Source organism: Flavobacterium koreense (genome assembly GCF_054776075.1).
In genome coordinates this window covers 280,936-297,164 of sequence record NZ_BAAHCF010000002.1, presented here as the reverse complement: position 1 = coordinate 297,164, position 16,229 = coordinate 280,936, and the positions used below count along the sequence as shown (strand labels likewise).

The window sequence follows — 16,229 nt, the reverse complement described above, 5'->3', positions numbered from 1 at the left end:
AAAATAGAAAATAATGAAGTAATGATGCTTAGTATTCTAAATAAACTTATTTATAAGAGTAAATTTAAATTGTTGCAATAAAACAACAAAACCACTCAATGAGTGGTTTTGTTATTAAATATCTTAGTAATTATTAGTAATCCTACTATTGCTCCTGTTGTATTGGCTATAACATCAAGAATATCTGCGCTTCTAGTTGTGGTGAATAGTTTTTGGCAAATTTCCATTACTATTCCGTAGCCGATTGCTGCAAACAGAATCTTATAATTGTATTTACTTTGTTTGAAAAACATCGACCACAATATTACAAACATCATATAGAATGTAAAATGCGCGAGTTTATCTTTAAAAGGAACTTTTATGTCGCTACTAACATCATCAAATGTAGCCAAACTCAAATACGTAACAACAAGTGTCCAAAGAATGGCTAATAGGAAAAATATTTTTTTATTATGCACCTATCAAACTTGCGTAAGCTTCGCTATCTAATAATTCGTCCCATTGAGAAACATCAGACACTTTTACTTTCACCATCCATCCTGCTCCATAAGGGTCAGAATTTACAGTTTCTGGATTGCGTTCAAGGTCTTCGTTGAATTCGATAATTTCACCAGACATTGGTAAAAATAAATCAGAAACTGTTTTTACCGCTTCAACAGTACCAAAAACCTCATCTCTTTCAAGTGTTTGGTCTAGTGTTTCAACTTCAACATAAACGATATCACCAAGTTCGCTTTGAGCGAAATGTGTAATTCCGATAGTTGCTACATCACCATCCATAGAAACCCATTCGTGGTCTTTTGTGTATTTTAAATTAGTTGGTATGCTCATTTTGTTTGTAAGTTTAAATTCAGGTCAAATGTATTGTTTATTCTTAAATTTTTAAAATGATTTTTATCACTATTTCAATTAATTTCCAAAGTTATATCTTAAAGTGAATCCACCTCTAATATTTGTCAATGGGAATGATGTTGAAATTACTGCTTTAGAGAACGAATGATCGTAATAGAAAATCGCAGTTAGGTTTTTGCTAAACGAATAATCGGCTGTTAATCTTGCTGACCAAATGTTTTGTCCTCCACCTAATTGATTGTTGTTATAATCTAAATAACGTACAATTGTTTTATTGTTTCTGTAAGAAAAATCTATTTTTAAATTGATATCACTTTTTATAACCCCAGAAGGATCATCAGCCAATTTAGTTGAAAAAATTACATCTTTAAAACGATAACCAGTTCCAATTACATATTCAATTCCCTTTACTTCTGTTAATAGATTATTATCAAAACTTAAAGATAATGCTCTGTCTTTTTTCATTTCAGCCAGGAACTTGAACGAACTTTTAGTTTCTAAATCTAAACGAATTAAAGGATTAAATTGTTCTACTAAATTCACATTTCCAACAAGAGTCTTTTCATATAAATTCCCATTTAGTGGATTTACACCTTCTTTATAATCTAAATTAGATCGGAATGAATTTATAGTATAAGATGCTTTATAATTGTGTTGTAAAGAGAAACGTTTGAATTTATCTTTAAAGTATTTATAACGCATTAATCCATTATATTTTACATTCCAGTTAGGAATTGGGAAATTTCTCAAGATTCCTAAGGAAACATCTGAAGCTCCAGCACCTGTGTAGGCAGCTAAGAATGCTGGCAATAGAACCGATTGACTATTTTTGCCAAAACCAGCAGGATATCCTTCAGCATCGACTGCATAAGGTGCGCCTCCGTAATAATTTGAGGCCAATCTGTTTGCTATTTTTAAACGATTTTCTCTAAAATCATCGAAAGCTTCTGAACCAAATTCGTCACTATTCTTAAATGCTGTTTTAATCAAAACAGTTGATATTGCAAAATTTCCTGTGCTGTAAGGCGATCTTGAATTGTAATTTCCATCAGGAGAAACATCGTACTGTTCTGAGAAATTATTAGCATACGTTCTGTTCGCACTTAAGTCGATTTTGAAATCTGGAAACAAATCCACATTCGCTGTAAAATCTAGTGTTCTAGTTAGAATTTGAGTATAATTTAAATTGAATTCTGGATAAGATGTTAACCAACCATTTTTAGCAGCTTCAAAACGAATATCATCCTGCGAACCAAAAGCAAATCCTAAAGAAGGTTTAGCTGTTCCAAAGAAACCAATACTTGGAAGGAATCCTGGTAAAGCAGTTCCTTGATTTTCGGTATAATTGATTTGAATGTTTTTCACACTTGTTAAAACACCTATTAAACCATCTACAAAAGGATTGCTATCTTTAGCCGGAGTAGCTGCTTGACTCGTTACTTTTTGACCAGGTTTTGGCGGACCAACTTGTGTTGTTTTGGTTTGTTTTTTAGTTTTATTCAATCCTAAATACTTGTAAAAAGTTTCCATATTGAATTGGGTATTCAATTTATGAGAACCTGCATTTTGAACTGTATTTCCAAGACTGTATTCAACTCCGTTAGAAATAACAGATGAGAATGCCAATGAAGAACGTTGCCAACTAAAATTACCTGTGTAAGTATAACTAGATTTCACAAAACTCAAGAATGGAATTTTGTTTAATGGCAATTCGTAGTTTACTGTTAACTGTTGGTTGTGTTGGTTTGGTGAACCAATATTCCAATAATCTGTCCAAATTGTGTATGAATTATCTGGAACATTGTTTTCGTCCATGTAATTTCTAACTATATTATTGGAAGTAGCATTAAAATTTAGTTTCAACGATTTAGTTAGATTATAATTAAATCCATATTGATAATTGAACAAGAAATTTCTTTGGTATAAAGCATCTAGACCAAGACCTTCTACATCAACTAATCTAAATTGCTGTCTATTGAATTGACGAATGATATTAGAACTGAAAGAGATATTTGCTGGTAAATAATTGAAATTAAAATCGCTCAATAATTTCCAATAGCTACTTTTCTTGAACGTTTTCACTTTTTTGAAAGGTTCAATTGGTTTAGATTGGAATGCAAATGTATAATCAGCAGTAGTGTTTACTTGTTGATCAGTGAAATTTTCTAATTCAAAATTGTGTCTATCAACTTGATTGTAAGAATAGGAAAGTGTCAAGTTTTCTGGATCGTAGAAATGTGGTTTTTGTTTTTCACCACGTTCTTTTTTCACACCAATAAAGTTGATACTTTTTCTTTTAGTATAATCAATAGCTCTATTTTTGATGTTACGTTTCTCTGCTTCATCAGCCGTCACATCAATTAATTGTTGCAATTCTATATCTTGATTGAAAGGATCATATTTTGGCGTAATAAACTCTTCACCAACAGCATAATTGAATGGAAGATTTATTCCCCATTTTTTAGGTAAAAGTTTACCCAAACTCATGTTGGTAACAACGTTATATTGTAAGATATCTTCACGACTTCTTTCGTTTGGTCCTTGTTCTAAAGTTCCAAAACCTATGGTACTTAATCTACCAGTAGCAGAAACGTTAGCAAAATCAGCAAGATTACCATCTAAATTAGCAACTGCTGCCATACCACCTTTGTTGTCCATTTCAGCAAGACGAAGTTCATTGAACCATACTTCTCCTTTAATACGTCTAGGATTTAAAGGATGTTGTGGTGTATTTAAATCATCTGTTTGGTTTTTTACACCAACCATTAATGTTCTCACTAAACCGAAATTAGGATTTCCTCGAATACCTAATCTTAATTTATTTACTTTACCAGAAGCTGAAGGATTCATGTCTGGATCATCTTCATTTCTATAGAAAATTTCACCTGGTGTATAAACATAATTTAAGGCTAAAATTTTCAGCTTGGTTAGTAATTCTGTAGAAATATCAATTCTATTGGATTCTGGCCAAACACCTTCAGCAGAATTATCTCCAAACTGCGTTCTTTTTAACGGAATTTCAACTTGATAAAAGTTTTCTGTAAAGTCATTACCAAAACGAATAAAAGCAACCATTTCATCATCTTCCAAGGAAGTAACATCATCAGCTGGTGCTTCAGCGTGCACAAACATTTTCAGTTTTTTAAACTGACGCATATCTACACTTACATTTTTGAACACTGCTCTAGAATCTCCTGGTTCTAAACCATCTCCATCTACTCTCAATGCTAATGATTGCTCGTTTTGTGGTATTAAAGTATTATTAAAATACAGTTCTTCCAATTGAACACCTGGAGGCGTTACATAATGAATAGGTAGTCTATCGCCGTTTTCTTGAATATTTATTGCTTGAGAATCAAAATCGGTACCATCATCAGATGTATCTGTATCTGTTGGATCTAAGGTGTTTTCAAATCTTCTCCATTCACCACGCACTAAATCTAAAGTTCCAAAACGCAACGTAATTTGACTTTCAAAACCTGTCATAAAAAGTCTCATGAATCTTATAGAACGAAAATCTGAAATACTTCCAACTGTATTTTCAGGTTGAGAAACTGGCACTTTAAACTGAATCCATCTTGCTTGAGTGGTTTCACCATTTGATAATGTTACCGTAGTTTCTCTAACATCGGTAACGTATCTAGTATTTCCTACTGCCATTCCTGGCCTAACATCAATACCATATTCATAATAAGCATTGATAGTATTCATGGTATTGTCTCTGTTGATGTCTTCAACATCTGGAACCGTTGTAGAACCACGATTGGTATCTGTTACATCAATTGGTGAATTGCCTTCTGTTCCATTATAATTTTTATAACGATCAAAAATATTTCCAGTAGTATTTAAGAAATAAGTAAAATTATCAACTGCTGGATCGGTAAAAGAAGAGAACGTTGGAAATTTAGCTGCTTCTTGAGCATCGTTCAATCCATTAAATCCAACATCTTGAGCCGTTCTATTTCCAGGATCAGAATCGAAAGCATAGATTAACGATTGTGAAGCTGGAACATCTCCCCAAAGCGGTTGCGGATTTACCACTATTTGATTATTACCAACTCCATTTTCATAGAATTTCCTTCCGTCTTTAAGAACATCTTCCGATATTTCACCAAGATTTAAATATACTTTACCAATGTTTGTACTTGGAGTTTGAGCAGTAGGATTTCCTGGATCAAAATAAGGATCTAGCATCCAAAATTGTACATATTCAACGTTAGATTGTTCAAAATTGGTTGAATTTAAAGCACGAACTATTCCACCAAAATTATCTTCTGGATTTGGTATTGTGTTATCTGGTGCAGTCGCTGTATTAAAATTGTATGGACCACGCTCATTTGGAAAATACGTTAAATCTAAAGTATTTACAACTTGAGTTTGTCCTTGAGCTATAACTGTATTTGGAAACAACTCTTGACTAAAAATTCTTCGTGTGGAATTTAGTGACAAATCATCTTCAGAAATTCCGGATGGTCTTTGTGTATAAAAAACTGGATCAATAGAATACCAAGCTAATTTTGCTCTTTTAAATCCATAATCTAATCCATTTGAGGTTCCACCAAAGTCAGGATAACTTGGTAATACTCCTGTTGTTGGTTTTTCTGGTGTAGAAGACAAGTACCACGAAAAAGGTGATTTTAAATCGATGGTTGTTTGTGAACCTTCAAAGTCGTCAACATAAATAGTTGCTTCGCCTTCAAAACGATCGGCTTTTGGAGAATTAGGTTGCAAGTAAGCTACTTCACCTCTAAAAGAAACCACAGAAGGAACGTCCGTATCTATATTTGGAAGTTTATTTACCAATCTAGTTAAGAAAGGTACTTCTGTTGAATAAGCAGTATTTATTCCGTAAATAGAATTGTTTACCGATTCTTGTCCGTAGTTAGATTTTTGAGTAAAAGGTCTTTCTGTCATTTTTAAGAACGTTGCTCCTAAAATGAATTTTTCAGAAAATTTATGCTCTACATTTACACCAAAGAAACGTCTTGTTTGTTGACCAAAAACAGAGTTGTTCTCTACAGAAACTTCAATTGGAGTATTCGAAGCCGATAATGCCGGATCAAGAATTTGAACTCTACCTGCTTGATAGTTTACAGTATAATCAACACCTTCAACAAGAACTCTTCCGCCAGCTGTAACTACTACAGAACCTTTAGGTACATTGAAAGCACCAATTGGAATTCCATCACCACCAGAAGATTTGAATTTACCTCGAAGTTGAAATTTATTTTTTTCACTGTCTTGTAAAGCTGCTGCCTGTGTACTTTTATATAAGGTTCTAAAAACGTATTTCGCTTGATTGGCGTTGTAAACTAAAGTTGGATCACCATTGTAATCTTCACCTACACCACTTCTTAACTTTTCAAATAAGTACTTACCGAAAGGTTCCACAGAGGTAAAAATCAATCTACCATTTTGTTGATCTACAGTTAATCCTGGAATAAAATCGAAGAATCCATCACCTCCGTTTTGTGGGTCGTTATTATAATTTAATTGATCTATTCCAAAAACTTTCAACAGAGGCGTTTGTTCTACTCCAGTAGGAAGTGGTGTAGTAGAATTAGCTTGTGTAATGTAGTTTAATGGCGATGGATCTGTATATAAGATATTGAATTTAAAATCTTCTTTTTGTAATTGATAACCACCAGGAATTTGATAAATGTTTTTCATCATCAATCCCCAAATTGGTTTTTGAACAGTGGTCAAACTACTTTTAAGCATTTTCAATATTAATGCTTGTGATGATGGAACTCCACTTGGGTCTACTTGCGTTGCTTCTACTCCATCATTACCAAATTCACCTACTTGGTATACTTGGTCTCCAATAGTATATTGATAAGCTACAGCAAGAACTTCGTCATTTGCTAAACGCTGTTGTAAAGAGATGTATCCCAATTGTGGATGATAAGTAAACTCGTTTGGGCTAAGTTTTCTTGCATTTTCTAGTTTTGCATAATCAATACCTTCACTTACTGGAACGGAATTATTAAAACCTGCATTTGAAGTTACTATTTCTCTAATATTTGTATTTAAGAAACCACCACCTAAAGTAATTAAAGCAGGATCATATTTATTATTTGAGTTTTTAGAAGGAGTATCAATAGGTGCTAAGAAAAAGCTATTTGCTAAGTCTGTTGGATTAATAGCTACAATTTCTGCTGGTGGAATTGGATTTAAAGTTCCAGATTCATTTAAAGCAGCTTCACCTAAATCTTGTAAGGCAATAATATTTCTTAAGTTATTATTGTTTGTTGTAACTCTATTTTGTCTGTTTGTAATCCAAACTTCAATACGTGTAATTTGAACTCTACTATCAATTTGAGGATAATTTCTTAGAGAGTAATCGTATTTGTTTTTGAAGTATTGCGATAAGAAAAAGTGTCTATCGGCATCATATTCTTGTGCAAAAAGTTCAAAATTTTGGATGGTTCCACCACCTTGAGAAGTAACGGTTTTTGTTTGTGATTTTTGTTCAGAGAAAACTCCGGTAACTGTAGTCTTTCCGAATTGTAATTGTGCTTTTACCCCAAATAAACTTTGTGCTCCTCTTATCAATGAACTGTTTAGAGGCATGTTTACGTTACCTACTTCAATTTTTTGAATAATATCGTCTTCTGTTGGAGCGTATTCTAACTTGATAAGATTTTGAAATGCAAAAGTAGATTGGGTATCATAATTGGCATTTACATTTAATCTTGTACCCACTTTTCCCATCAAACTCATACTGATTCTTTGGTCAAAATCGAAAGTTGTTGTAGCTCTATTTCTTGGCGAAAAGGATGGATTGTCTTGTTTTGTATGTCTAAAACCTAAATCAACTTCGACAGAACCTGTTGGCTTAACATCAATTGTATTACCCCCAAAAATGGTTTCGAAAAAACTTGAATTTACATAATATCTTGGCAACAAATTCTTTTTATCTTCTTCGGTACCTTTACCATCAACTGCTTTAGATTTGTTCTTAAAGTACTCATGCATTGACTCTTTTAATACCAATTTTTCATATTCTTTTGGAGTAAGAATGATGGGATAATTGATGTTAAAACCTTCAAAAGTTTTTGTAAGAACATACATATTAGTTATTGGGTCATAAGTATATGCCTCAACCACACTTTTAGGATTAGCCAGATTAATAGCTCCTGTATTATATCCTTTTATTGAATCGTTAACTTCATCGTCTTGAGCAAAAGAAAGTTGCCCAGTTAACAGCAAACTTAGAAAGCACGCTGTTTTAAAAATAAATGAAGTATATTTTTGGTAATATGTTTTCAACAATTATAAATTTTTTAATGCTTGTTTAATAATAACTTCAACGGTAGCATCGGGATTTTGACTTATCACTTTATCTACTATTTTTTCGGAAGCTTTTCTAACAAAACCTAAAACCTCCAAAGCAGATAACGCTTCATCTCGATTTGTATTGCTTTGCGACATAGAAACTTCGTCTAAATCGTAAATTTTTAACACTTTATCCTTCAAATCAAGGATAGCTCGTTGTGCTGTTTTACCTCCAATCCCTTTAATGGACTGAATAGTTGCAACATCTCCGCTGGCTAATGCTTGAATAATTTGTTTTGGTTCTAATGAGGAAAGCATTGTTCTTGCAATTCCTGCTCCAATACCAGAAACTGAAAGTAACATTTTAAATATTTCACGCTCCGATTTTTCTACAAATCCATACAATGAATGTGAATCTTCCTTTACCATCAAATGCGTAAATAATTTTACAAAATCGGCATTTGGTAATAAGGAATAAGTATGCAGTGAAATATTAATATGATAACCTACACCATTGCAGTCGATTACAACTTCTGTTGGTGTTTTTTCAACTAATTTACCTTGAATATGTGCTATCATAGTTTTTATTATGCTTTCCAAATATAACAAAAAAGTTTAATTGGCATAACTAATGCCGATTTTCTGCTATTTTTTTACGTCAAAATTCTTAATTCGTTTATTTTTCTCTTGTGCATCAACAACTGCAACTGCTGCCATATTAACCATTTCCTCAACACTTGCTCCCAATTGGAATATATGAACTGGCTTATCCATTCCCATTACAATTGGTCCAATAGAATCAACTTTGTATAATTCTTTAAGAAGTTTATAAGTAATATTTGCTGCTTCCAAATTAGGAAAAATCAAAGTATTTACTTTTTTTCCGGCTAATTTAGAAAATGGAAATTTCTTTTGAAGCATTTCAGGATTTAATGCAAAATCAGTTTGAATTTCACCATCTACAATCAAATCTGGGTAATAGTGATGTAAATAAGCTACCGCTTCTCTAACTTTATTAGCACTTTCATAGTTTGACGAACCAAAATTTGAGAACGAAACCATAGCAATAACAGGTTCAATACCAAACATTCTAACGGTTTTTGCAGTCATTAAAGCAATTTTAGCTAAATCATCAGCAGATGGATTTGGGTTAATTGCAGTATCTGACAAGAACATCGGACCACGATTAGTCATCATCATATTGGTAGAAGCAATTAGAGATATTCCAGGGGCTTTTCCTATTAATTGCATTAATGGTTTTACTACTGAAGGATAACTTCTTGAATATCCTGAAACCATAGCATCGGCATCACCTTGGTTTACCATCATTGCAGCAAAATAATTGCGTTCACGCATCCACTTTTGAGCATCGAGTTGTGAAATTCCTTTTCTTCTTCTTTCTTTCCAAAAGATTTCAGCGTATTCTAATCTTCTTTTATCTTCTTCTTTTGTTTTAGGGTCTAAAATTGGCACATCGGCATCAAAACCAATTTCCTCTTTTAACTCTAAAATATCTTCTTTTCTTCCCAATAAAATTGGATGTCCGATACCTTCCTCATAAACAATTTGGGCTGCTTTTAATACATCCAGTTGGTCAGCTTCTGCAAAAACAATTCTCTTTGGATCTGTTTTAGCTCTGTTGGTAAGCAATCTAACCATTTTATTATCAGAACCCATTCGTTCTAACAATTCACTTTCGTATTTTTCCCAATCCGTAATTGGATTTAAAGCTACACCACTATCCATTGCGGCTTTTGCTACAGCTGGAGCCACCATAGTAATCAACCTTGGGTCAAATGGTTTTGGAATTATATAATCTCTACCAAAATTTAATCTAGTTTCACCATAAGCAATATTTACTTGCTCAGGAACCATTTCTTTTGCTAAAGCGGCTAAAGATCTAACTGCTGCCATTTTCATAGCTTCGTTAATCTTAGTTGCTCTAACATCTAAGGCTCCTCTAAAAATATAAGGAAAACCTAACACATTATTTACTTGATTAGGATGGTCTGAACGACCAGTTGCCATAATTATATCTTTCCTTGTATCTATTGCAAGATTGTAATCGATTTCGGGAGTTGGATTTGCCATTGCAAAAACAATAGGATCTTTTGCCATTCCCAATAGCATTTCTGGAGTTAGAATATTTCCTGCCGAAAGCCCAAGAAAAACATCGGCATTTTGAAGCGCTTCTTTTAAATCAATTCCTTTTTCTCCTCTGCAATATCTTCTTTGTAAGTCGGACAAATCATCACGATCATCAGATAAAACTCCGTGACTGTCAAACATTATGATATTTTCTAATTTTACTCCTAGAAGTACATACAAATTAGCACAAGCTAACGCAGCTGAACCAGCTCCAGAAACAACTAATTTTACCTTTTCAATATCTTTTTCTGCTAATTCTAATGCATTTAACAATGCTGCAGAAGATATAATTGCAGTTCCGTGTTGATCATCGTGCATTACAGGAATATTTAATTCCTCAACCAAACGTCTTTCTATTTCGAAAGATTCTGGCGCTTTGATATCTTCTAGATTAATTCCGCCAAAAGTTGGAGCAATATTTTTTACTGTGGCAATAAATTCTTCTATATTTTTAGTATCAACTTCAATATCAAACACATCAATATCTGCGAAGATTTTGAATAACAATGCTTTTCCTTCCATTACAGGTTTAGAAGCTTCTGGTCCAATGTCTCCCAATCCTAAAACAGCAGTTCCGTTGGAAATAACAGCGACTAAATTCCCTTTGGATGTATATTTATAAACGTTATTAACGTCTTTTGCAATCTCTAAACATGGTTCTGCAACACCAGGAGAATAAGCTAAAGATAAATCTCTTTGTGTCGCATATTTTTTTGTTGGAACAACTTTAATTTTACCTGGAGTAGGTTTAGCGTGATATAAAAGTGCTTCTCTACGTTTATTGTCTTTGTGCATTTTCTTTTCTTTTTATTCTGACCTACAAAGGTAAAAGTCTCAATGGAAAATGGAAACTTTTAGAGAGTTTCTTTTGAAGAAAATAACAATCCTTTTTGGAATTTTTACTTTAAAAAATTAATATTCCTTTTGAATCCCTCAAATTTTGTTCTTTTAACTGCAGAGTTTTTAAAAACTTTATTGAAAGTATCATTTGTAATTTCCTCCCAATCCTTTTTTGAAAAAGATAAAAGTTCAAGATTTGGATTAAACAATGGTTCGTTATGAGGTTTTGAAAAACGATTCCATGGACAAACGTCTTGACAAATATCGCAACCAAATGCCCAATCGTCAAACTTACCTTTCATTTCAATTGGCAAATTATCTTTTAATTCAATTGTGAAATAAGAAATACATTTACTTCCGTCAACTACATAAGGAGCAACAATGGCATCGGTTGGACAAGCATCTATACATGCAGTGCATGTTCCGCAATGGTCAGTTGTTTGATTATCATATTCTAATTCTAAATCTATAATTAGTTCGGCAATAAAATAAAAGGAACCTACTTTTTGAGTAATTAGGTTACTGTTTTTTCCTATCCAACCTAATCCACTTTTTGCAGCCCAAGCTTTATCTAAAACAGGAGCAGAATCAACAAAAGCTCTACCAGAAACATCTCCAATTTTAGATTGAATTGTATTTAATAGTTCCTTTAGTTTTTCTTTGATTACAAAATGATAATCTTGTCCGTAAGCATATTTAGAAATTTTATAACTATCACTATTTTGCTCTTCAGAAGGAAAATAATTTAATAGTAACGATATAACGCTTTTGGAATCATCAACTAGAAGTTTTGGATTTAGTCTTTTGTCAAAATGATTTTCCATATATGACATTTGACCGTGATGGTTTTTATTCAACCAATTTTCTAATCTTGGAGCTTCTTCTTCTAAGAATTCTGCTTTAGAAATACCACAAGAAAGAAAGCCGAGTCTTTTGGATTCGGCTTTAATTAATTGTGAATATTTTTCTATATTATTTATCAAATTAAAATAATCCTCCTTGAATATTTGTTTTGATTTTACCTAAATGTTTATAGGCTTTTTCTGTAACTTCTCTTCCTCTTGGAGTTCTAATAATGAAACCTTCTTGAATTAAGAAAGGTTCATAAACTTCTTCTATGGTTTCACCACTTTCTGAGACAGCTGTTGCAAGAGTAGAAAGACCAACTGGACCTCCTTTAAATTTATCAATAATTGTAGTAAGGATTTTATTGTCCATTTCATCCAAGCCGTGAGCATCTACATGTAAAGCTTGCAGAGAATATCTTGCAATTTCTATATCAATCTTACCATTGCCTTTAATTTGAGCAAAATCACGAACACGTCTTAAAAGAGCATTAGCTATTCTAGGTGTACCTCGACTTCTTCCTGCAATCTCAATTGCAGCTTCCATAGTAATAGGCATTTTTAAAATGGCAGAACTTCTTTGTACTATGGTAGTTAATAGTTCTGTATTATAATATTGTAATCTACTTTGAATTCCAAAACGAGCACGCATTGGCGCAGTTAACAAACCTGATCTAGTAGTTGCTCCAACTAATGTAAATGGATTTAAATTAATCTGAACTGTTCTAGCATTTGGTCCAGACTCAATCATAATATCAATCTTGAAATCTTCCATAGCAGAATACAAGTATTCTTCAACTACAGGGCTTAGACGATGTATTTCATCAATAAACAAAACATCTCTATCTTCAAGATTTGTTAATAATCCTGCTAAGTCACCCGGTTTATCTAAAACTGGACCTGAAGTAATTTTAATTCCAACACCTAGTTCATTAGCTAAAATATTAGCTAAAGTCGTTTTACCTAATCCAGGTGGACCATGAAACAAAGTATGGTCTAAAGCTTCATTCCTTTGATTTGCTGCTTCAACAAAGACTTTTAAATTATCTAAAACTTGTTCTTGTCCAGTAAAGTCATCAAAAGATAAAGGCCTTAATTTCTTTTCAAGGTCTAGCTCTTCCGGATTATAATTAAAGTTAGTTGGGTCTAAATTTTCATTCATACTACAAATATATAACAAAGTTATATCTAAATAAAAAAGCCTCTCATAAGAAAGGCTTTTTTATATTTTATTTTAAAAATCTTAGTGATGTAAAACTTCTTCACCTAGTTTCATAGGAACATTTTGTGGAACAAAATCTTCATCGTGACCTGGTTTGCTGTAATCATATGGCCATCTATGAACTTCTGGAATTTCTCCAGGCCAGTTACCATGAATATGCTCAATTGGAGCTGTCCATTCTAAAGTATTTGATCTCCAAGGATTTTGAACTGTTCTTTTTCCGTAGAAAATACTAGAAAAGAAATTATAAATAAATACTAATTGGAATGCACCACCTACTAAAGCAAAAACAGTAATTATAACGTTTACGTCTTGTAAATCATCAAACAATGGGAAGTTAGTATTTGTATAATAACGTCTTGGAAGACCTGCCATACCAATAAAGTGCATTGGGAAGAAAACTCCATAAGCACAAACTGCGGTTACCCAAAAGTGCACATATCCTAAATTCTTGTTTAACATTCTACCGAACATTTTTGGATACCAATGATAGATTCCGGCAAACATTCCATAAAGAGCAGAAATACCCATTACTAAGTGAAAGTGAGCAACAACAAAATAAGTATCGTGAACATTAATATCAAGGGTACTATCACCTAAAATAATTCCAGTTAAACCACCTGTAATAAATGTTGAAACTAATCCAATAGAAAACAACATTGCTGGATTAAGTTGCAAATTACCTTTCCATAAAGTTGTAATATAGTTGAATGCCTTTACAGCAGATGGAATTGCAATTAATAATGTTGTAAAGGTAAATACAGAACCTAGGAAAGGATTCATACCTGATACGAACATATGGTGTCCCCAAACAATTGTTGATAAAAATGCAATTGCAAGGATAGACATAATCATTGCTCTGTAACCGAAGATTGGTTTACGAGCGTTTGTAGCAATAACTTCTGATGTAATACCTAAAGCTGGCAACAAAATGATGTATACTTCTGGGTGGCCTAAAAACCAAAATAAATGTTCGAATAAAACTGGAGATCCTCCTTGATAATTCAATACTTCACCTGCTAAATAAATATCAGAAAGGAAGAAAGATGTACCAAAACTTCTATCCATAATCAACAACAGAGCTGCTGACAATAAAACTGGGAAAGAAATAACACCAATAACAGCTGTAATAAAGAAAGCCCATATTGTAAGTGGCATTCTTGTCATTGTCATTCCTTTAGTTCTAAGATTAATAACAGTTACTATATAATTCAAAGAACCCATCAATGATGCCGCGATAAACACTGCCATTGAAACTAACCACAATGTCATACCTAGACCAGAACCAGCGATAGCTTGAGGCAAAGCACTTAATGGAGGATAAATAGTCCAACCAGCAGATGCAGGTCCAGATTCAACAAATAATGATATTACCATTATAACACTTGACAAAAAGAACAACCAATAGGAAATCATGTTAAGAAATCCTGAAGCCATATCTCTTGCACCAAGCTGTAATGGAATTAATAAATTACTAAAAGTACCACTAAGAGCAGCTGTCAATACAAAGAATACCATAATGGTACCATGTATAGTTATTAATGATAAATATGCTTCATTAGTCATTACTCCTTCTGGAGCCATTTTTTCACCTAAGAAAAAACTAAAAACTTTAAATGATTGTTCAGGCCAAGCCAATTGCAATCTAAAAAGCAAAGACATACCAACACCAATAATACCCATAAATATACCTGTCAAAAGATATTGCTTAGCAATCATCTTATGGTCTATACTAAAGATATATTTAGTAATAAAAGTATCTTTATGGTGGTGTTCATGATGATCGTCGTGGTGATCGTGTGCGTGATTATCGTGTGCGTGACTCATATTATAAAATATATTATATTTTTATTGTTTAGTTGGGGCTTCAGCTACTAAAGTAGTATCTTTTTTTACAGAAGTAGTATCAATTTTAGCTGGATTAGATTCAGCAAGTTTAGCAGCAGCTTCTTCAGCAACAGCTGTTTTAACAGACTGCACTAATTTCGTTTTCTCTTTCAACCATTTTTTATAATCTGCTCCACTTTCTACAACAACTTTCATTTGCATATTGTAATGTGAAGAACCACAGATTTTATTACATAATAGTAAGAAATCAAATTGATAAGGATCTAAAGCCGTTTTACCTTCAGCAACCAATTGTTTGCTTTTAGTCTCTCTAATTTTATTAATATTTGCAACTTTTTCAGTCATTTCTTTCGTTTCTCTCATTTCAGATGTAGTCAATGATGGAGTAAAAGCAAACTGAGTAACCATACCTGGAACACAATTCATTTGTGCTCTAAAATGAGGCATATAAAAAGAATGCAAAACATCTTGAGAACGAATTTTGAAAACTACTTTTTTACCTTTAGGTAAATGTAATTCATCAGTAACAATATCGTCTTGAGCATTAGGATCTGCTAAATCAACACCTAAAGTATTAACACCTTCAATTAATCTAACATTAGCCTTACCTAAAACATTATCATCGCCAGCATATCTTGCAGTCCATTTAAATTGTTGAGCATACACTTCAATTACAATTGGTTTTTCTTCTTTTTCATTTACAAACATGATATCTGTCCAAGAATACAATCCGAAAAAGATTAATACCGCTAATACTAATGCAGGAATAGAACTCCAAATAAACTCTAATTTGTTATTATCAGAAAAATATGTTGCTACTTGACCTTTTCTACCACTGTATTTATAAGAAAAATAAAATAATAATGCTTGTGTAATAGTTTGAACAATAAATATAAGAATCATTGAAATCCACATCAATTGATCTACATCTTTACCATGAACAGAAGCGGCATTACTCATTAATGGAAATTTTCCATAATTAACTAAACAAAATATTGTAATCAAATAAATAAACGCTAAAAATCCAAAAGATAAATAGCCATTTACTTTATTATCATTGTCGTCAGCTATCTGAGTATTATCAGATTGTTTACCAACTTGCGTTAGGTCAAAAATTTTAGTCAATTGCCAAAGGGCAACCGATAATAAAACTAAAACAAGAAGTACTAATAAACTTGTCATTTGTTCTTTTCTTT

At 32.6% G+C, this 16,229-nt stretch carries 9 protein-coding genes; all 9 read right to left on the bottom strand.

Going from position 1 to position 16,229, the window contains the following annotated elements; all coding sequences use genetic code 11:
• Positions 1–95 precede the first annotated feature (95 nt).
• The 9 genes from ACYU7A_RS01575 to ACYU7A_RS01535 all read right to left on the bottom strand — a co-directional run bounded on the left by ACYU7A_RS01575 (position 96) and on the right by ACYU7A_RS01535 (position 16,215).
• The gene (locus ACYU7A_RS01575; protein ID WP_460573732.1) at positions 96–458 is read right to left on the bottom strand and encodes a VanZ family protein; all 363 of its coding nucleotides are present in this window, start codon (positions 456–458) and stop codon (positions 96–98) included.
• Entirely contained in the window at positions 451–831 is a 381-nt protein-coding gene (gcvH, locus tag ACYU7A_RS01570) for a glycine cleavage system protein GcvH (protein WP_344815546.1), read from the bottom strand. Before gcvH ends, ACYU7A_RS01575 begins: the two co-directional genes overlap by 8 nt.
• 78 nt (positions 832–909) lie before the next feature.
• On the bottom strand, positions 910–8,091 hold the full coding sequence (gene sov, locus ACYU7A_RS01565; protein WP_460574032.1) for a T9SS outer membrane translocon Sov/SprA: 7,182 nt from the start codon (positions 8,089–8,091) through the stop codon (positions 910–912).
• A gap of 36 nt (positions 8,092–8,127) precedes the next feature.
• Entirely contained in the window at positions 8,128–8,709 is a 582-nt protein-coding gene (gene ruvA, locus ACYU7A_RS01560) for a Holliday junction branch migration protein RuvA (protein WP_396143040.1), read from the bottom strand.
• A gap of 66 nt (positions 8,710–8,775) precedes the next feature.
• On the bottom strand, positions 8,776–11,073 hold the full coding sequence (locus ACYU7A_RS01555; RefSeq protein WP_460573730.1) for an NADP-dependent malic enzyme: 2,298 nt from the start codon (positions 11,071–11,073) through the stop codon (positions 8,776–8,778).
• 104 nt (positions 11,074–11,177) lie between these two features.
• The gene (gene queG, locus ACYU7A_RS01550; protein WP_460573728.1) at positions 11,178–12,101 is read right to left on the bottom strand and encodes a tRNA epoxyqueuosine(34) reductase QueG; all 924 of its coding nucleotides are present in this window, start codon (positions 12,099–12,101) and stop codon (positions 11,178–11,180) included.
• 1 nt (position 12,102) lies between these two features.
• A complete protein-coding gene (gene ruvB, locus ACYU7A_RS01545; protein ID WP_396143026.1) occupies positions 12,103–13,125 on the bottom strand; it encodes a Holliday junction branch migration DNA helicase RuvB in 1,023 nt (340 codons plus the stop codon).
• Positions 13,126–13,206: 81 nt separating this feature from the next.
• Positions 13,207–15,012, bottom strand: a complete 1,806-nt coding sequence (locus tag ACYU7A_RS01540) for a cytochrome c oxidase subunit I (RefSeq protein WP_460573725.1) — start codon at positions 15,010–15,012, stop codon at positions 13,207–13,209.
• Between the two features lie 21 nt (positions 15,013–15,033).
• On the bottom strand, positions 15,034–16,215 hold the full coding sequence (locus ACYU7A_RS01535) for a cytochrome c oxidase subunit II (RefSeq protein WP_460573723.1): 1,182 nt from the start codon (positions 16,213–16,215) through the stop codon (positions 15,034–15,036).
• Positions 16,216–16,229: the final 14 nt, after the last annotated feature.

What these genes read in the sequence shown, in the direction of transcription:
- ACYU7A_RS01555 (WP_460573730.1), bottom strand. Translation starts at nt 11,073, where the DNA reads ATGCACAAAGACAATAAACGTAGAGAAGCACTTTTATATCACGCTAAA.
- ACYU7A_RS01540 (WP_460573725.1), bottom strand. Translation starts at nt 15,012, where the DNA reads ATGAGTCACGCACACGATAATCACGCACACGATCACCACGACGATCAT.
- ACYU7A_RS01535 (WP_460573723.1), bottom strand. Translation starts at nt 16,215, where the DNA reads ATGACAAGTTTATTAGTACTTCTTGTTTTAGTTTTATTATCGGTTGCC.
- ruvA (WP_396143040.1), bottom strand. Translation starts at nt 8,709, where the DNA reads ATGATAGCACATATTCAAGGTAAATTAGTTGAAAAAACACCAACAGAA.
- ruvB (WP_396143026.1), bottom strand. Translation starts at nt 13,125, where the DNA reads ATGAATGAAAATTTAGACCCAACTAACTTTAATTATAATCCGGAAGAG.
- gcvH (WP_344815546.1), bottom strand. Translation starts at nt 831, where the DNA reads ATGAGCATACCAACTAATTTAAAATACACAAAAGACCACGAATGGGTT.